Source organism: uncultured Polaribacter sp. (genome assembly GCF_947503855.1).
Lineage (GTDB): Bacteria > Bacteroidota > Bacteroidia > Flavobacteriales > Flavobacteriaceae > Polaribacter.
On the sequence record NZ_CANNFF010000007.1, the window covers coordinates 57,647 to 77,829 of the forward strand.

Genomic DNA, 20,183 nt, shown 5'->3' on the forward strand with positions numbered 1-20,183 from the left:
CAATTACTTTTTATCAAACGTATGCTTTATCAATTTAGTATAATTTATCTTTGCAACGATTAAAATATCTCTTATAAATTTGCGTTATTTGATTAGTTATTCATGAAAACCTATTTACAGCTACTTTTTATTGTAATTTTTGTGCAAATTACCACTGCACAAACTGCTAATTCTGTACTTTCTACTGGAGATTGGTATAAATTTTCTGTAGATACTACAGGTGTTTTTAAAATTGATAAAAATTTATTAGAAAATATTGGTATTTCTACCAATAACTTAGATCCTAGACATCTAAAAATTTTTGGGAATGGTGGTAATCTCTTACCCGTTTTAAATAGCGATTTTAGAAACGAAGACCTGCAGGAAAATGCAATTTATATTGAAGGAGAACAAGATGGTGTTTTTAATAATAGCGATTTTATTCTTTTTTATGCAAAAGGACCACATGATTGGGTGGTAAACCCCTCTTTAAAAACCGCAAGACATAGACAAAATATTTATTCTGATAAAGCCTACTATTTTATAACGGTTGGCAATAGTGAGGGTAAAAGAATAACAACCAAACCAGCAATTACCAATCCAGGACAAGAAAGCCTTACTACTTTTACTGATTTTATTTTTTATGAAAAAGAAGAATTGAATCTTTTAGGAGCAGGGACCCAATGGTTTTTTAATGATAATTTTAATATTGAAAATACGCAAACCTTTACCATTCCTTTTAAAAATGCCGTTGCCAACAATCCGGTTTTTGTAAGAACAAGGGGGGTTAGTAATTCTGTGGTGTCTTCTGAATTGGCGGTAAAAGTGAATAATACAGCTATTTATACGATAAATTTCCCAGCAGTTTCAGGTGGTTTAACGAAAGCGTTAACAGCCGAAAGAAGTGCTTCTTTTGTAAATACTTCTGAATCCATACAAATAGAAATGTCTTACAATAACAATGGGAATCCGTCTGCAAATGCCTATTTGGACTTTATAGAAATTGTGGGCGAAAAAAAATTAGCAGCCAACAATAATCAATTTTCATTTAGAAGTTTTCAGCAGTTTCAGGCTTCTACTTCAGTAGCTTTTCAAATAGCTAACGCCAATCAAATTTACCAAGTTTGGGATGTTTCCAACCACTTATCTCCACAAATAATTACCAATGAAGATACAGGCAACAATTTTATGTTTACAGATATTGGTGGTATTTTAAAGGAATATATTGTGTTAAATGAAACTGATTTTTATACCCCAGAAACCATAAAAAATGCTAAAGTTGCCAATCAGAATTTACATAGTTTAAAAGACATCAATTATTTAATAATAACAAATAATGAATTATCTTCTCAAGCACAACGATTGGCAGATTACCATCAAACTAATTCGGGTTTAACAACAAAAGTGGTTCATTTAAAAGAAATTTATAACGAATTTGCATCGGGATCGAGAGACATTACTGGGATTAGAGATTTTTTAAAACATTTATATACCACAAATACATCCGAAGATACAAAACTACAATATGTATGCTTTTTTGGAGATGCTTCTTACGATTATAAAGACCGAATTTCATCCAACAATAATATTGTACCCGTAAAATTATCTGAAAATAGTTTTAATTTAGCAAGTTCTTATGTAACAGACGATTTCTTTGTGATGTTAGATGCTCATGAAGGTACGATGTTAACCTCTCATACTTTAGATGTTGCCTCGAGTAGAATTCCTGTTTCAGATGTTGCGCAAGCCAAAGATGTTGTAGATAAAATTTTAAGTTATTACCATAAAAATTCCATCGGAGATTGGCGAAACACGATTACTTTACTAGCAGATGATATTGATGATACTGGGGAAGAAGTAATTCAACAAGGTGTAGAATCTATCGCAGATGAAATTACCCAAAACAAACCAATTTTTAATTTAAATAAAATTTATGTTGATGCATTTGTACAGCAAAATTCTTCTGGAGGAGAACGTTATCCAGAGGTAAATGAAGCCATTACAAATGCCATAGAAAAAGGAAGTTTGGTTTTCGATTATTTTGGCCATGGAGGAGAAGATGGTTTTGCCTCTGAAAGAATTTTAGAAAAACCACAAATTCAAGAATTTAACAATGCCAACACATTACCCCTTTTAATTACCGTTACTTGCGATTTTTCTAGATTTGATAATCCTAGTAGAATTACTGCAGGCGAGTTAACATTGTGGAATAAAAATGGTGGTGCGGCAAGTATGATTACCACGACAAGAGAAGTTTATATTTCTGTGGGTCAGCGTTTTAATGAAATTTTAATACGACTGCTTTTAGAGTTTAATAACGAAGATTACACAATTTCTGAAGCCTTGTTACAAGCGAAAAACCAATTTACAAACTCTCAGAAATTTTTTATTTATTCTTTTGGAGACCCAGCAATGAAACTAGCTGTACCAGAACCCAACGTGCAAATCACAAAAATGAATGGGGTAGCTATTACCCAATCTTTAGATACTTTAAAAGCACTTTCTAAAGTAAGTTTTGAAGGTGTGGTTTTAGACAATACAAATACGATTCTAAATGATTTTAATGGCACTTTATCGACCACAATTTTTGATAAACCTTTAGACAAAACCACTTTAGATAACGATAATTTTGGTGTTAAAATGAAGTTTGATACGCAAGATAGCAAACTATTTAGAGGGAAATCTACTATAGAAAACGGTGTATTTAAATTCGATTTTATTGTACCCAAAGATATCAAAATTGCTTATGGTAAAGGAAAGTTAAGTTTTTATGCAGAAAATGGAAATATAGAAAAAGCGGGTTCTAATTTTGATGTTGTAATGGGGGGTATCGATGAAAATGCACCAGATGATACTGTGGGGCCAGAAATTCAGCTTTTTATGAACGACGAATCTTTTATAGATGGTGGCAATACCAATAGTTCCCCTAATTTAATAGCAGTACTGTCTGATACTAGTGGAATTAATACTTCTATCACCGCTGTAGATCATGATATTATTGCGGTTTTAGATGGAGATACCTCGAATCCCATCATGTTAAACGACTTTTATGAAACCGAATTAAACGATTTTACCAAAGGAAAAGTAACCTATAGATTAAGAGATTTAGAAGTGGGACCACACACCTTAAAAATAAAAGCTTGGGACACTTACAATAATTCATCAGAAACCACGTTACATTTTGTGGTTGTAAGCGATGCCATTCTAAATTTAGAAAATGTTTTAAATTATCCCAATCCATTTGTAAATTATACAGAGTTTTGGTTTAACCATAACAAACCAAACGAGCCCCTAGAAGTACAAGTACAAATATTTACAGTTTCAGGTAAATTAATTAAAACAATTAATAGAAACGTGCAAACTACTGGTAATTTGTCTAGAAATATTACTTGGAATGGTTTAGATGATTTTGGTAATAAAATAGGAAAAGGTGTCTATGTTTACAAGTTAAAAGTAAAATCTACAATGAGCAATTTAGTTGCCGAAAAGTATGAAAAATTAGTAATACTTCAATAAAAAGTAGATATTTGCGAGAGCTATATATTAATATAAATTTTAAAAATGAAGAATTTAAAAATGTTTTTATTGGTTGTTTGTTTGGCAACATCAAAAATCGTAGCACAAACAAATACACCTGTTACTGGTGGTATAACTACAGCAACGCCTTTTTTGTTAATTGTACCAGATGCTAGAGCAGGTGGTATGGGAGATATGGGAGTAGCTACAACTGCAGATGCATGGTCATTGTTTCATAACCCTGCAAAAATAGCGTTTAGTAATAGACAAATAAAAACAGGTATTACCTATTCGCCTTGGTTACGTAATTTAACAGACGATATTTTTATTGGAAGTGGATCTTACATAAACAGGTTTAGCGAAAATGCTGCTTGGGGTGCAGATTTTAAATATTTTTCTTTAGGTCAAATAGATTTAACCGACAATCAAGGAAATTCAACTGGTTCTATTAATCCAAACGAATTTGTTGCTACAGGTTCTTACTCATTAAAATTAAGCGAAACCTATGCAATGGGTGTTTCTTTAAAATACATTCGATCAAACTTAGCATTTAACGGAACCGCAGGTAATGCATTACAACCTATCAATTCTTTTGCGGTAGATATTTCTGGATATTATCAATCTTTAGAAGAAAATTATGGAAATTTTAATGGTCGTTATAGATTCGGTTTTAATATTGCGAATATAGGGCCAAAAGTATCTTATGTTCCTGGAGAAGAAGATTTTATTCCAACAAACTTAAAATTAGGTGGTGGTTTCGATTTTATTTTAGACGATTACAATACCATTTCTACTACAGTAGAATTTACAAAACTTCTAGTACCAACTCCAGATCCAAACAATCCAACTGCAAATGATGAATCAGGTTTTATTGAAGGTATTTTTTCTTCTTTTGGTGATGCCCCAGGAGGTTTTAGTGAAGAGTTAAAAGAAATTACCTATGCTTTAGGAGCCGAGTATTTATACAATAATGCATTTGCTTTAAGAGCAGGATATTTTCATGAAAGTGAAGATAAAGGAAACCGACAATATTTTACTTTAGGCGGCGGTTTTAAAACCAATGCTTTAAATATAGATTTATCCTACTTGGTCAATTCTTCAGATGTAAATAATCCACTAGAAAATTCTTTGCGTTTTTCTCTATCTTTTGATTTAGGAGAACTTTATGAAGACTTTTAAAAACTAGTAAATTTTTACTAAGTTTATCCTATTATTTAAAGCAGTCATTTTAAGACTGCTTTTTTTACCAAAAATATGAAGGAAATTAAAATTACAGCCTCTGCAACGCTGTATAAAAACATTACAGAATTATCTGGTGAAGATACATTGTTAATGCAAAAAGCCATAGAAGCCAGACACAATGCGTATGCACCTTACTCTAAATTTAACGTTGGTGCAGCTTTGTTGTTAGAAAACAATCAAATTGTTTTAGGGAATAATCAAGAAAATGCGGCATACCCATCTGGTATGTGTGCAGAAAGAGTTGCAATATGGAATGCAGGTACAATGTTTCCTGGTGTGAAAATTAAAAAACTATCTATTTCAGCAAGTTCTACCATTTCTAAAGTAAATAAACCTGTGGGGCCTTGTGGGGCTTGTAGACAAACATTGTCAGAATTTGAAATTAACCAAAAACAACCTTTCGAAGTATTATTTATGGGGGAAGTTGGTGAGGTTGTAAAAACAAAATCTTTATTAGATTTATTGCCTTTTTCCTTTGATGGCTCTTATTTATAAAAAGAATTTTATTAATGAAATTACCGATTTCTCCAAGAAAAAAATAAGGTAAATTTATATTAGAAATTACTTTTTGATGCTAAAATGATTCCTTTTTTTTAGCAGATTGTTACCAATAATACATTAGATCATCACTTAGAAATGATACTCAATTTTTCGAACGATATTTTTTTTTGACACCACAACCTATAAAAACAATACCGTGCAAAAACACCTAGATAAAAATGCTTTGTGCAATTTTAAAATAACATTTTACTCGTTGGACATCGTATTTATTTTAAATAATAAGTGCGAGTTTTAATTAAGACAGAAAATAAAGAAAGAATGAAAAAGAACCATCTCTATAGCCACTGTATGCCATTAAAAATGAGCTTGCATCTAAATTAAACTTCATTTTTAATACCTTTATTTTTTATTTTTTTTCTTATTGAACTTTCCATTACTATGCGTGCATAGTAATTTTTTAAGTTACTTTTTTATATTTTTGATTTTATAAATTTTATTTTTTTATGATTTCTTCAAAAATTACCGGAACAGGAAGTTTTATACCCACTATTAAAAAAGAAAATAATGCTTTTTTAGATAGTCATTTTTTAAATGAAGATGGTAGTGCTTTTTCGTCAGAAAACTCTTCTATCATCGAAAAATTTAAAGATATTACAGGTATTGTAGAAAGACGCTATGCAAAACCTGAATTTAAAACTTCTGATTTGGCATTTTTTGCCGCCGAAAAAGCCATTAAAAATGCACATATAAATCCAGAAGAAATAGATTATATTATTGTAGCACATAATTTTGGAGATGTGCAACATGGAGCTATACAGGGAGATACGTTACCAAGTATTGCAACAAGAGTAAAATATAGACTGGGTATTTCAAATCCCAATTGTGTGGGGTACGATTTACTTTTTGGTTGCCCAGGTTGGATAGAAGGCGTAATACAAGCACAAGCTTTTATTAAAGCTGGTATTGCTACAAAATGTTTAATTATTGGCGCAGAAACTTTGTCTAGAGTTGTAGATAAACACGATAGAGATTCTATGATTTATAGTGATGGTGCAGGTGCTTGTATTGTAGAAAAAACAACAGATGATTCAACAGGAATTATAAGTCATGCAAGTCAAACTTTTGCAAAAGACGAAGCTTATTTTTTACATTTTGGGAAGTCGTTCAATACAAATGAAGATAAAAATATACGTTATATAAAAATGTATGGTAGAAAAATTTATGAATTTGCCATTACAAATGTACCAGCTGCAATGCAATCTGTTTTAGACAAAAGTGGCATAGATATTAAAGATGTAAAAAAAATATTTATACATCAGGCAAACGAAAAAATGGACGAAGCCATTATTAAAAGGTTCTACAGACGTTATAAAATGAAAGCCCCAGAGGGTGTGATGCCAATGAGTATTCATAAACTAGGAAATAGTTCTGTAGCCACTGTGCCTACTTTATTAGATTTGGTTTTAAATGGTAAAATAGAAAATCAAGAAATACAAAAAGGCGATGTTGCTATATTGGCTTCTGTAGGAGCAGGTATGAATATTAATGCTATTGTGTACCGTTTTTAAAAAATAGCATTCATTTTTTGTAAACTATTAGTCTATAGAATATCTTTAAAAAAATAGCATCTAATAACGTAAATCTAATATCAAAATATTATTTTTGCGCATGCAACAACATAACGTACTTATTTTAGATTTCGGTTCGCAATACACACAGTTAATTGCGAGAAGAGTAAGAGAGTTAAACATTTATTGTGAAATTCATCCCTACAATCATCAACCAGAAAATGTATCAGAATTTAAAGCAGTTATACTTTCAGGTAGTCCAAATTCAGTAAGAGGAGACCTTGTTTTACATCCAGATTTATCTCAAATTAGAGCTAAAAAACCAGTTTTAGCAGTTTGTTATGGTGCCCAATATTTAGCCCATTTTTCGGGTGGTAAAGTAGCCCCATCTAACACGAGAGAATATGGTAGAGCTAATTTGTCATATATTAAAGAAAATGAGCTTTTCTTTGAAAATATTTCTCCAGGAAGTCAGGTTTGGATGAGTCATTCAGATACTATAAAAGAATTGCCAACAAAGGGTGTTTTGTTAGCAAGTACCGCAGATGTTGCGAATGCTGCTTATAAAATTGAAGGAGAAGAAACGTACGGAATTCAATTTCATCCAGAAGTATATCACTCTTCAGATGGCAAGCAATTATTAGAAAATTTCTTAGTAAAAATAGCAGGTGTTGCCCAAACTTGGACAGCAGATTCATTTGTAGAAAGTACCGTGGCTGCAATTAAAGAAAAAGTAGGAAATGATAAAGTTGTTTTAGGGCTTTCTGGAGGTGTAGATTCTACTGTTGCCGCAGTTTTACTAAACAAAGCTATCGGCAAAAACCTGTATTGCATTTTTGTAAATAACGGTTTATTGCGTAAAAATGAGTTCGAAAGTGTATTAGCACAATATGAAGGAATGGGCTTAAATGTAAAAGGTGTAGATGCCTCTGAGCGATTTTTAAAAGCTTTGGCAGGTGTTTCTGATCCAGAAAAGAAAAGAAAAGCCATTGGTAACGCTTTTATAGAAGTTTTTGATGATGAAGCACATCAAATCACAGACGTAACTTGGTTAGCACAAGGTACTATTTATCCAGATGTTATAGAATCTGTTTCTGTAAATGGTGGACCTTCTGCAACTATTAAAAGTCATCATAATGTAGGTGGTTTGCCAGATTTTATGAAATTAAAAATCGTAGAACCTTTAAAAATGATTTTTAAAGATGAAGTAAGAAGAGTTGGTGCTTCTATGGGAATAGATGCTGAGTTGTTAGGACGTCATCCTTTTCCAGGACCAGGTTTGGCAATTCGTATTTTAAGTGATATTACAGCCGAAAAAGTTCGTATTTTACAAGAAGTAGATGCTATTTTTATCAACGGATTAAAAGAAGATGGTTTGTATGATAAAGTTTGGCAAGCAGGTGCGATGTTATTACCCGTAAATTCAGTAGGTGTTATGGGTGATGAAAGAACATACGAAAAAGTGGTAGCTTTAAGAGCTGTAGAAAGTACAGATGGTATGACTGCAGATTGGGTAAATTTGCCGTATGAATTTTTACAAAAAACATCCAATAAAATAATAAATCAAGTAAAAGGCGTTAATAGAGTAGTGTACGACATTAGTTCTAAACCACCTGCAACGATAGAATGGGAATAAAATATATGAAACATCTTACATTTTTTGTTTTTCTGTGTATCCTAACATTTACTGTTTCTTGCGGACAGCAAAAAAAATACATAGAGTATAAGGTTAAAGAAGGAGAAACCATGCGTGTTATAGCCAATAAATTGGATATGAAAACGAAAGATTTACTTCGCTTAAACCCAGATGTTAGTAGAAAACCAGGTGCTAATACTATAATTATTATTCCTAATAAAGAAATAAAGACGGCACAAAACAATACAAAAAATATAGAATTAAACACTAAAAAAAACATAAAGCAGCCAAAAGATACTATTAAAAATACAGTGGTTACTAGCAAAGAAAAAGAAAAACAACTTTTAATAGCAACTTTAGAAAAAGAATATAAAATTCACGAAGTAAAAAAAGGAGATACTTTTTTTAGCTTAACTAGATTCTATAATGTAACCCAAGAAGATTTACTTACTTTAAATCCAATTTTATCAGAAGGCTTAAAACTAGGGCAGATTATAAAAATAATGCCTTTAGAAGAGGTTTTTGATGAAGAAGATTTAATTTACGAAGATCATATAGCAAAAGATGTTGTTATAAAAGCAGCAATATTATTGCCTTTTAGAGCAGAAGAATTAGATACTTTAAGTGCTCAAGAAATTTTTGGTAAAAGTAAATTGGCTACCATAGTAACCGATTTGTATTTAGGGGCAGCATTAGCTATAGACTCCCTAAGAAAACAGGGGGTACAGATAGATTTAAAAGTTTACGATACAGGTAGAAACAGTACAAAAATTAAAGCTATAATTGCTACAGAAGATTTAAATGAAAATGATGTTCTTATAGGCCCTTTATATTCGGAAGAAGTTGTTTATATAGCAGAAAAAGTAGAAACACCAGTAGTTTTTCCTGTTTATTCTAAAAAACAAAATAATTTTAATTCTAAATTAATTGTCAAAACAGCGCCCAATAAAAGATTATTTAGAGAAACACTTTTAAATTATTTAGATGAATCTGTTACAGATGGTAATATTATTATTGTGGGAGATGGAAAAGCTGAATCTGATTTTAATGCAAAACAAATTACAAATGCCTTATCTAAAAAAGATTCTATAGATACCATTATTAAAATTATACCAGAAAATGGGTATATTAAAAAAGAAAAATTCACAGAGGTTTTAAAGCCGAATATGAAAAACATTGTGGTGCTAACCACAGACGATAATGTAATTGTAGCAAGTGCTATTAACAGTCTAATTAGTTTGCCAGATGAAGTTACCGCTTCTGTTTTTACGTTTGATAAAATTAGCGCATTCAATAAAATTGACAACTCAAAATTAGCGCAACTAAACTTTACTTATGTTAGTAATGAGTATACTAGAGATGACTCTTTTAGAAGTAGTATGTTTCACAAGGCTTATTTAAAGAAAAACCATGTATTACCGTCTTATTATGCAACCAGAGGTTTTGATGTAACTTATGATGTTTTAATGCGTTTAGCCTCAGGTAATAGTTTAAAATCTACTTTTGATGAAGGTTATTCCTATAGAGTAGAAAATAAGTTTGATTATACAGATAAACTTTTTAAAACCCCAGAAAACAAAGGTTTGTATATTGTAAAATACAATGAGGATTTAACCTTGACAAGAATTAAGTAAGTTTCAAGTGTTTAAAATATAAAAAAATCCGTTGAAATTTTCAACGGATTTTTTTTATAAAGAAAAATGAATGAAACCTAGATTTTTTTCATCTGTTGTTTCATCATTTGCATTTGCTCTTTTAACATACCATGTTTGTCTAATTTTTTAGCCTCTGCCATTAAATTAGTAGCTTCACGTTTACGTCTTTTGGTCATTGCAATACCAGCCAATTGTAATTTTGCCATTGCTAAATCATGATCCATAGACAAACCTAATTTTACAGCTTTACGTAAAAACTTTTCTGACTGTGTAATGTTAGTTTGGCTTAGCATAATACCATGTAAATAGTTGAAGTAACCTTGTTGCTTTGTTATTAAAGCAGCCTCAGGGTTTTTAATATAACCTAACCATTTTTTTGTGCCTTCAAAGTTTTGCTTACGTAATTGTAAAAAGGCCAGTAAAATAAATTCGTTTTTAAAGTAAAATAATACAAAAATTCCTGCCAATAACAAAATAGAAATACCATTCATGATATTAGCTTGGCTAAATTGGTAAATAGCCCAAGCAGTTATTAAACCTGCAATTATTAATTTTATATTTTTATGAAACATATTGGTTTTTATTTTTAGTATTTTAATATTGTGCAAAAATACATTTTCTTCTCAATAATCATAGCTACATCACTCTAAATTTAAAATGAAATAGAAAGCTTTTAATACTACTTTTTATAATACTTTTTGTATTTTATGTAAGAAAAACTACCTAAAATAGCAACAAAACCTATTGAATAAAATACGGAAGTTGGTGTAATTACTTTGTCTCCACTAGCATAAGAATGCAATCCAGATAAATAGAAATTAACACCAAAATAGGTCATCATAATAGAAGCATAAGCAATTATAGACCATAAATTAAAAGTAAATCTGCCTCGTAAACCAGGAATCAAACGCATGTGTAATACAAAAGCGTACACCATAATAGAAATTAGTGCCCAAGTTTCTTTTGGATCCCAACCCCAATAACGACCCCAACTTTCATTGGCCCACATACCACCTAAAAAGTTACCAATGGTAAGCATTATTAAACCTACAGTAATTGCCATTTCGTTAATTACAGTAATTTCTTTCATGTTTAAATCCATTCTCTTTTTATTATTTTCAGTTGTAAAAAGTATTAAAAAGAGCGATACAATTCCTAAAATCATTCCTAAAGAAAGTGGGCCATAACTTGCAACAATAATAGACGTGTGCACTAAAAGCCACCAAGAATTTAAAACAGGTTGTAAGTTGGCAATTGCTGGATCTAACCAATTTTGATGCGCAAAACCTAAAGTAATTGCTACTAAAAATGCAGTTGCAGTAATGGTTAGAGCAGATTTTCGTCCCATAAATAGGCCAAACAACATGGTTGCCCAAGCTACAAAAATAATAGATTCGTAAGCATTACTCCATGGTGCATAACCACTTATGTACCATCTTGCAATTAAACTTAAAGTATGTATAATAAAGAGGATAACAACACCCACAGTTAAAACTTTTACGGTGTTATTTACCCATTTTTTAGAAACAAAAATTTGCCAAATCACAAAAATTAGTAAAAGCAAACTTGCAAAACCATAGTAAGATGCTAATTTTTGAAAGGGTTGTATTTTATTATAAGAAATTTCTAGTTCTATTTTTTTATCTGTTGGATAAATAGCTGCACCATATTTTTTCTGATAATTTTTAATACCATCTAAAACTTGGTCTGCTTTTTCGTAGTTGTTTGTTTTTTTCGCGCTTTGTAATAACTGAACGTACAGTGGTAACAATTTTGGTACATACACAGAATCGTTACCAATTAAACCTTTGGTTGACGATAATTCTAAATGAGAAATCCATTTATTATTTTCATGATTTGGAATCGGATATATTCTTAAAATACCACCACCAATGGCAGTGTTTAACAAACCAACTCTTTTGTCTATGTTTATTAAATCTTTCTCAAATTTATTTCTAACTTTTTTCTTTTGAGCTTCTGCAACTCTTTCTGCAATTTTGTAGGTGCCTTTATCAGAAATAAAATCCATTAAACTGGCACGTTTTGTAGTATCTGCAACACCAATTAGCTCTCTAATTTGTGTGTTTCCTTTTTCTAAATAAATCACAGGAACTTCAAACCAAAGTCTAGAATTTTCTACAATAGAAAGTAAAACTTGACTAGGTTCCATGCCTTTAAAGTTTTCTGTTTTACTCACCTTTCTTACCAATTCAGAGGCAAAAGTGTGTGCAGGTTTCATTCTACCATTTGCATCTTGTATTACTAACTTACTAAAGCTTTCTGCATGGGTTTTGTCTACAATGTTGGCTTTTAAAATAGAATCTATTTGTTGATTGGTAATCCTTTTAGGTCTATGGTTTTCTGTATGCTGTGTATAAGCAAATGTTGATAAAAACAAAGCTGCAATTACAGATAGTTTTTGTTTCTTTTTTCTGATTTTTGTTAAGCTTTTCTTTAAATCATCAAAACGAGTATTTTTCGCAAAAAGAATACATATTAAACCTGTGTAAAGTAGCGAGTATCCTAAATAGGTAACAAAAGTTCCTAAAAAATCATGATTTACAGATAAATGCGTTTCTTCTCTTTCTCCAGATAAATCATAACTTGCCTGAAAGAATTTGTAACCTCTATGATCTAAAATATGATTCATGTAAATTCGATAATCAAAAGTTTCTTCTGGGTCTATAACTGTTATTTCACTTGCATAAGCAGCTGCACTTTCAGAACCTGGATATTTCTCTAGCTGAAAATCATTCAATTTAATCGAAAAAGGCGTTTCTAATATTTTAGCACCATATAAAAGTCTAAAATTTAAACCTCCCAAGGCAAAGTTTTTAGCGCCTTCTGTATTAAATTTTCCTCCAGTTAACTCCACTCTTTTTGTTTGTTTATTGGCAGTAACATCTAAAACAATCATATCTTTTGCCGTATCACTTTTAGGGCCACGAATGGTTTTCATAATTCCCTTTTCGGCTGGTTTCGGAATTACAAATTGTAATTTACCGATATTGTGTAAGGTTAAGTATTGAAACTCTTGTATTGAATCTTTAGCTACTGTTCCTCGTTTTTGGTCTGCCATTCTAAACCAATCTCCATCAGTTTTAGAAATCATAGTTAAGGCACCATTTTTATTAGAAAAGTTTAAAGACGCATTGTCATTTTCTGCCTCAAAACCAACCAAAACTCCATGAATATTCTGAATTGTTCCTTTTTTAATCCAATGTTCATGACGTGAACCTTCAGAAGATTCTACAAAAAATAAATGCTCTACACCATTTTCATCTTCAATAAACTTTTTTTCTGCCCAAGGGATGTAATCAACTAAATCTACTTTATAATTTGTTCCTTTAAAATCATCTTGATAAGACCAAGTATTGCTACCCCAAGCAGATAATAAAATGGGCTGATTGCTGGTTTTTTGAATTTCGTTATTATCTACAACCACATTTACATAGGTAGTTTCCGATAAAAATTTGTTGGTAGTTTCACCTTCTTCAATCAGCATAATACCTTCGTAACCCACATAACGTGTAATACCTGCACCAACTAATATTAATAAAAAGGCACTATGAAAAAGTAATACTGCCCATTTTTCTTTTTTATACAATCTGTATCTAAAAATGTTACCAAAAAAATTGATGATAAAAAGCGCCATAATTGCTTCAAACCACCATGCATTATAAATTAATGCTTTAGAAGTTTGTGTGCCGTAATCGTTTTCTATAAAAGTAGCAACTCCCATTGCTGTTGCGAAAACGATAAATAAAACGGCCATTAAACGTGTAGAATATAGGAAATTGAATAAGTTTTTCATCCTTTTTGAAATGCTTTTTTAACGAGTTACAAATTTAAGCATAAAAGCACAAAAAAGCATCTAGATTGATGTATATTTAAGTGTTAAAAACTCATAAAATTTAAAAAATAATATATGTCTAAAACAAAAAAAAATAAAAATTTTTTGATGTTCATAAGTCCAAAATTTAAGATTTCAGAGAGGGAGTTTTCTAATATAGATATTGTTCAAGATATTTTTGAAACTTACAAAAACCAAATAAAAGAGATTATTTAATGTTAGAAGAAATAAAGGTTTTAGTAAAAGATAGAGAGCAATTAGATACTTTTTTATGTAAAATTATTCGATCCAAATTGTTTTTGTATTTACAAACTCTCTAATTCCGTAATATGAAAGCTCTCTTCCATAACCACTATTTTTGATTCCTCCAAAAGGTAATCTTGGATCAGAAACTACTAATTTGTTTACAAAACTATTTCCAGCTTCTAATTGTAGAGCAATTTTTTCTCCCTTTTTTAAATCTTTGGTAAAAACTCCAGCACCCAAACCAAAATTAGAATTATTGGCTAGCTCTATGGCATGTTTTTCGTCTTTGGCTTTTATAACAGCAGCTACTGGTCCAAAAAGTTCTTCGTCAAAAGCTGTCATACCTGGTTTTACATTTGTTAAAATAGTTGCTGGATAATAAGCTCCTTTTCTTTCTGGGATTTTTCCTCCTAAAACCAATTTAGCTCCTTGTTCAATCGTTTTTTTAACTTGTTGGTGGATTTCGTCTCTTAAATCTAAACGCGCCATTGGCCCGTAAAATACATCTTCATTAGTGGGGTCTCCCATTTTCTTTTCACCCATTTTTTTAGTGAAAAGTGTTAAGAAATCATCATAAATTTCTGCCAACACAATAAACCTTTTTGCAGCGATACAGGTTTGTCCATTATTTTGGAGTCTACCAAAAGTAGCAATATCTGTAGCATTTTCTATATCGATGTCTTCTAAAAATAGATAAGCGTCACTACCTCCTAATTCTAAAACCGTTTTCTTTAAATTCTCTCCTGCTATTTTAGCAATAGAACGTCCTGCAGATTCACTGCCAGTTAAAGAAACTGCAATAATGTTTTTATTTTCAATAACATTTTTTATATCTTTTGATTCTAAATTTAGATTGCTGAAAACCCCCTTTGGACACCCTGCTTTTTCAAAAGCATTTTCTAAAGCAAAAGCACAACCTTGTACACTAGATGCGTGTTTTAAAACTACTGTGTTACCAGTCATAATTGCGGGTATAGCAAATCTAATTACTTGATAAAAAGGGAAATTCCAAGGCATTACTGCTAAGGTAACACCTAAGGGTTGAAATGTAACATAACTTTTTTTAGCTTCTGTTTGTATAGTTTCATCTGCTAATAAATCTTGAATATTATCTGCATAATATCTACATATCTTTGCACATTTTTCTATTTCGCCTCTAGATTGTTTTATGATTTTACCCATTTCTTTAGTGGCTAATTGGGCATATTCTTCTTTTTTATCATCAAAAATATCTGCTAAATTTCGCATCAATTTAGAACGTACTTCAAAGCTTGTGCTTTTCCATTTTAGGTATGCTTTTTGGGCAACTTCAATTTTTTCTTTAGCTATTTCTTCAGAAATTCTATCATAAGAATCAATTTTTTCTTCAGTGGCAGGATTTATAGAGTGTATTGTTTTCATAATTTATTTTAAAGTTAAGAAACCATCTAAATTATTCCACAACACTATCAATTAAAATAGTAAGCAGCTCTATAGCAGCCTCTGCAATTTTTGTTCCTGGGCCAAAAATACCAACTGCACCAGCATCGAATAAATATTGGTAATCTTGCGCAGGTATTACACCACCAACAATTACCATAATGTCTTCACGTTCGTGTTTTTTTAGTTCTGCAATAACTTGCGGTACTAAGGTTTTATGGCCAGCAGCTAAAGATGAGATTCCTAAAATATGCACATCATTTTCTACAGCTTGTTTTGTAGCTTCTTGTGGTGTTTGAAAAAGTGGTCCAATATCTACATCAAAACCTAAATCTGCATAACCAGTGGCAACTACTTTTGCACCTCTGTCATGTCCATCTTGCCCTAATTTTGCAATCATTATTCTTGGGCGTCTACCTTCTAATTCTGCAAATTTATCTGCTAAATCTTTTGCTTTTTGAAAGAGCTTGTCTTCTTTTATTTCTTTACTATACACACCAGATATTGTTTTATGAACTGCTTTATGCCTGCCAAATACGGTTTCTAAAGCATCAGAAATTTCTCCTAAAGTTGCGCTGTTTCTAGCAGCATTTACAGCCAATTCTAATAAATTTTCGTTACCAGATTTTGCAGCATTTGTTAAAGCCTCTAAAGATTTTGCAACATTTTTAGCATTTCTTGTCGCTTTTAAGTTTTCTAATCTTTTTATTTGAGATTTTCTTACAGACTCATTATCAACCTCTAAAATATGTAAGGGGTCTTCTTTTTCTAGTTGATATTTATTGACACCTACAATTACATCTTGTCCACTATCTATTTTTGCCTGTTTTTTTGCAGCTGCTTCCTCAATTCTCATTTTCGGTATTCCCTTTTCGATTGCTTTGGTCATGCCCCCCAATTCTTTTACTTCGTCCATCAATTGCCAGGCTTTGTTGGCAATATCTTCTGTAAGTTGCTCTACATAATAGCTACCAGCCCATGGATCTACTGTTTTGGTAATATAGGTTTCTTCTTGTAAATAAATTTGTGTGTTTCTGGCAATTCTTGCAGAAAAATCGGTAGGCAATGCAATGGCTTCATCTAAGGCATTTGTATGCAAACTTTGGGTACCACCAAAAGCAGCAGCCATTGCTTCTATAGTTGTTCTGGCAACGTTGTTAAACGGATCTTGTGCTGTTAAAGACCACCCACTTGTTTGGCAATGGGTTCTTAAAGCTAAAGATTTTGGGTTTTTAGGATTGAATTGTTTTACAATTTTAGCCCACAACATTCTTGCCGCTCTTAATTTAGCAATTTCCGTAAAATGATCCATGCCAATGGCCCAAAAGAAAGATAATCTTGGAGCAAAAGAATCGATATCCATACCTGCTTCTAACCCTTTTTTGATGTATTCCAATCCGTCTGCTAAGGTATAAGCCAATTCAATTTCTGCTGTGGCACCTGCTTCTTGCATGTGGTAGCCAGAAATAGAAATCGAATTGAATTTTGGCATATTTTTGCTTGTATATTCAAAAATATCGGCAATAATTTTCATGGAAGGAGCAGGAGGATAGATATAGGTATTACGCACCATAAACTCCTTTAAAATATCGTTTTGTATGGTTCCAGATAATAAATTTGGTGGCACACCTTGTTCTTCAGCAGCTACAATATAAAAAGCCAAAATGGGTAATACAGCTCCATTCATGGTCATAGAGACAGACATTTTATCCAAAGGAATTTGGTCGAATAAAATTTTCATATCCTCTACAGAATCTATAGCAACACCTGCTTTACCAACATCTCCTTGTACCCGTATGTGGTCAGAATCGTACCCTCTATGGGTAGCTAAATCGAAAGCAACAGATAAACCTTTTTGACCAGCTTTTAAATTTCTTCTATAAAAAGCATTGCTTTCTTCTGCAGTAGAAAAACCTGCATATTGCCTAATTGTCCAAGGTCTTCTAACATACATAGTGCTGTATGGCCCTCTTAAATTTGGGGCAATTCCGGCTACAAAATCTTCGTGTTTTTTTCTTGTCGCTTTTCGTTTTTGGCTAGTTGCCAACTTTATGTTAGAAATATCTTTTCTACTCATGGTCTAATCTTTCTTTTTCTAAATTCTCAGAAAGACGTTTTCTGATGATGGGGGCAATTAATGTTTTTATATTTCTTTGCTTTACAAAAGGATACAATTCTAAATCTTGTTTCATTTTATCAGCTTTATTTATTTGTAGATTAGAGCCTAATAAAATGGTTTCTTTATTGTTGAATTTTTCTTCTTCTTTTAGAGCATTTTCAGTAATTTTTTTCTGAATAATTCCCGCTTTTAATTGCTTTAAAAAGCCGCCCGATTTTTCTATTTGTTTAAAAATATCTAGGGCTTTTTCTGCTAATTGATTTGTAATAGACTCAATATAATAAGTGCCATCTGCAAAATTTTGAGCTTCTTGTAAATTACTTTCTTGTTGCAGAATTAATAATTGATTTCTAGAAATCCTGGCCCCAAACTCATTTGATTTATGATAAATTTCATCATAAGCAACGTTCGCAACAGTATTAGAGCCACCCAAAATTGCACTCATACATTCAGAAGTGGTACGTAGCATATTTACATTGTAGTCATATAAAGTTTTGTTTCGTAAACTTGGTTGGGTAAAAATATGTGCTTCTTTGTTTTCTACGCCATATTCCTTTAAAAGTGATTCCCATAAAATTCGGAATGCCCTAATTTTTGCAATTTCAAAAAAGTAATTACTGCTTACAGCAAAATTGAAACTTATTTTATCTGCTACATTTGCACCAAACTGATTTAAATATTCATTGGCATGTGCTAATGTATATGCTAATTGTTGAGAAATGTTTGCACCTGCATTTTGATATAATTCTCCTGAAACGGAAATACAATTATTGGAAGCTGAAATTACTTTTTCTAGTTGATTGTAGTCTTCTTTTAAGTTAAAAAACCAATTACCAGTAGCTGCTAAATTACCTATAATATCTGTTTGAATATATGTATTTGTAGCATGGCAAAATTTAGCAAGTTTAGTTTTAAAATTGGAATCTAAAAAGCTAAGTTGAAAATAAATAGGTGTATCTCCAGGAAAATTTTTGAGTAGATTCTTTGGATCAAAAGGTTTTGAAGCCTTAAACTGAATGGCATTTGCACCTCTTTTTAATGCGTCTACTGCCAAAGAATTTGCAATTTTTACATCGTCTATAAAAATAGTTTGACAAATTTTAAATCCTTTTTTTGGTAAATTTATCTTAGTATTTGTACCATCTTGTTTTGTATAAAAAGGTCTTATGTTAAAACCTTCATTGGTCTGCCAAAGTAAAGTTTTATTATAATCAGCACCTTTTAAATCTACTTGAATTTTTTGTTTCCAAGCTTCTGGTGATGTTCCTTCAAATTCGTTAAACAGAAATTTTGTCATTACTTTTTAATGGTATCAAATTCTATGATGTATATCTCTTCGTTTTCTTTTTTCATGAGATATTTTTCTCTTGCAAAACGCTCTAACTGTAAAGAATCTTTTAGTTTTTTTATGGTTGCTTTATCTGTTGCAATTTTCTTTTTATAAAAAGAAATTGTTTTTTCTAAATCATCTATTTCTGCATCAAATTTTCTATGAACTAAATAAGAGTTTTCATCAAAAAACAACATCCATATTAAAAACGGAATAAAAATTATTACAAAAACATTTGTAAGAATTTTATAGGATTTTTTATTTTTTAGATCTTTAAAAGTCATGTTTACAAACGCTCGTTTATTACGGTTCTTACAATATCTATAGCCACATTATTAAACCTATCATTGGGTATAATTAAATCTGCAAAATTTTTGGTAGGCTCTATAAATTGCTGATGCATAGGTTTTAAAGTAGTTTGGTAACGATTTAAAACTTCGTCTATATCTCTGCCTCTTTCTGTAATATCTCTTTTTAATCTTCTTATCAAACGTTCATCTGTTTCTGCATGTACAAATATTTTAATATCAAACAAATCTCTTAAATCGCTGTTATTAAAAATTAAAATACCTTCTACAATAACCACTTTTCGTGGATGCGTTTTAACAGTGTCTTTGGTTCTATTGTGTTGTACAAAAGAATACACCGGTTGCTTGATTGTTTTACCAGATTTTAATGCTTTTAAGTGTTTTATAATTAACTCGAAATCGATAGCTCTTGGATGATCAAAATTTATTTTAGTTCTTTCTTCAAAAGATAAATTGTCTGTTGCCTTGTAGTATGAGTCTTGTGAAATTACACAAACTTCATCTGTTGGTAATTGTTTAATAATCTGATTTACAACAGTTGTTTTTCCACTTCCTGTACCACCTGCAATTCCAATAATTAGCATATAAAATTATAATTTTGATAAAAATTAACTTGTTAAAGTAAAGATATTACAAAAATATAAAAATAAGGTTTATTCAGGTTCTTTTTTCAGAGTCAACTTTATGTGTAATTCAATTGTTAAAAGTATTAAAAAAGTAAGGTCTTCTTATAAAACTTTATACACTTTTTTAGTTATGGGGTTGTTAATATTAATTTTTTTACTAAGTTTTATAATCTTTAGTAATTTCT

13 protein-coding genes are annotated in these 20,183 nt (G+C 31.0%); 6 read left to right on the top strand and 7 right to left on the bottom strand.

Features of this window, described 5'->3' with window-relative positions; genetic code table 11:
- Positions 1–102 precede the first annotated feature (102 nt).
- The 6 genes from porU (at position 103) to Q0662_RS07400 (ending at position 10,076) form a co-directional block, all read left to right on the top strand.
- Positions 103–3,495, top strand: a complete 3,393-nt coding sequence (gene porU, locus Q0662_RS07375) for a type IX secretion system sortase PorU (RefSeq protein WP_298948337.1) — start codon at positions 103–105, stop codon at positions 3,493–3,495.
- Between the two features lie 45 nt (positions 3,496–3,540).
- Positions 3,541–4,674 carry a type IX secretion system outer membrane channel protein PorV gene (gene porV, locus Q0662_RS07380; RefSeq protein WP_298948338.1) on the top strand — a complete coding sequence of 378 codons (1,134 nt, stop codon included), beginning with the start codon at positions 3,541–3,543 and terminating at the stop codon, positions 4,672–4,674.
- A gap of 75 nt (positions 4,675–4,749) precedes the next feature.
- The gene (gene cdd, locus Q0662_RS07385; RefSeq protein ID WP_298948339.1) at positions 4,750–5,232 is read left to right on the top strand and encodes a cytidine deaminase; all 483 of its coding nucleotides are present in this window, start codon (positions 4,750–4,752) and stop codon (positions 5,230–5,232) included.
- A 509-nt stretch (positions 5,233–5,741) separates the two neighbouring features.
- A complete protein-coding gene (locus Q0662_RS07390) occupies positions 5,742–6,806 on the top strand; it encodes a 3-oxoacyl-ACP synthase III family protein (protein ID WP_298948340.1) in 1,065 nt (354 codons plus the stop codon).
- Positions 6,807–6,906: 100 nt separating this feature from the next.
- The gene (gene guaA, locus Q0662_RS07395) at positions 6,907–8,442 is read left to right on the top strand and encodes a glutamine-hydrolyzing GMP synthase (protein WP_298948341.1); all 1,536 of its coding nucleotides are present in this window, start codon (positions 6,907–6,909) and stop codon (positions 8,440–8,442) included.
- A gap of 5 nt (positions 8,443–8,447) precedes the next feature.
- A complete protein-coding gene (locus Q0662_RS07400) occupies positions 8,448–10,076 on the top strand; it encodes a LysM peptidoglycan-binding domain-containing protein (RefSeq protein ID WP_298948342.1) in 1,629 nt (542 codons plus the stop codon).
- Between the two features lie 77 nt (positions 10,077–10,153).
- On the opposite strand, the gene Q0662_RS07405 is transcribed toward Q0662_RS07400, so the two are convergent.
- From Q0662_RS07405 to udk, 7 genes are all read right to left on the bottom strand, one after another.
- The gene (locus Q0662_RS07405) at positions 10,154–10,669 is read right to left on the bottom strand and encodes a DUF2892 domain-containing protein (protein ID WP_298948343.1); all 516 of its coding nucleotides are present in this window, start codon (positions 10,667–10,669) and stop codon (positions 10,154–10,156) included.
- Between the two features lie 107 nt (positions 10,670–10,776).
- On the bottom strand, positions 10,777–13,911 hold the full coding sequence (gene ccsA / locus Q0662_RS07410; protein ID WP_298948344.1) for a cytochrome c biogenesis protein CcsA: 3,135 nt from the start codon (positions 13,909–13,911) through the stop codon (positions 10,777–10,779).
- A gap of 318 nt (positions 13,912–14,229) precedes the next feature.
- Positions 14,230–15,597, bottom strand: a complete 1,368-nt coding sequence (locus Q0662_RS07415) for an NAD-dependent succinate-semialdehyde dehydrogenase (RefSeq protein ID WP_298948345.1) — start codon at positions 15,595–15,597, stop codon at positions 14,230–14,232.
- A gap of 31 nt (positions 15,598–15,628) precedes the next feature.
- Entirely contained in the window at positions 15,629–17,692 is a 2,064-nt protein-coding gene (scpA, locus tag Q0662_RS07420; protein WP_298948346.1) for a methylmalonyl-CoA mutase, read from the bottom strand.
- Positions 17,685–19,031 (bottom strand): methylmalonyl-CoA mutase subunit beta, encoded by a 1,347-nt coding sequence (locus Q0662_RS07425; RefSeq protein ID WP_298948347.1) that lies wholly within the window; start codon positions 19,029–19,031, stop codon positions 17,685–17,687. Before Q0662_RS07425 ends, scpA begins: the two co-directional genes overlap by 8 nt.
- Positions 19,031–19,348 (bottom strand): septum formation initiator family protein, encoded by a 318-nt coding sequence (locus Q0662_RS07430; protein ID WP_298948348.1) that lies wholly within the window; start codon positions 19,346–19,348, stop codon positions 19,031–19,033. The genes Q0662_RS07425 and Q0662_RS07430 overlap by 1 nt, the downstream gene beginning before the upstream one ends.
- 2 nt (positions 19,349–19,350) lie before the next feature.
- The gene (udk, locus tag Q0662_RS07435; RefSeq protein ID WP_298948349.1) at positions 19,351–19,956 is read right to left on the bottom strand and encodes a uridine kinase; all 606 of its coding nucleotides are present in this window, start codon (positions 19,954–19,956) and stop codon (positions 19,351–19,353) included.
- Between the last annotated feature and the right edge of the window lie 227 nt (positions 19,957–20,183).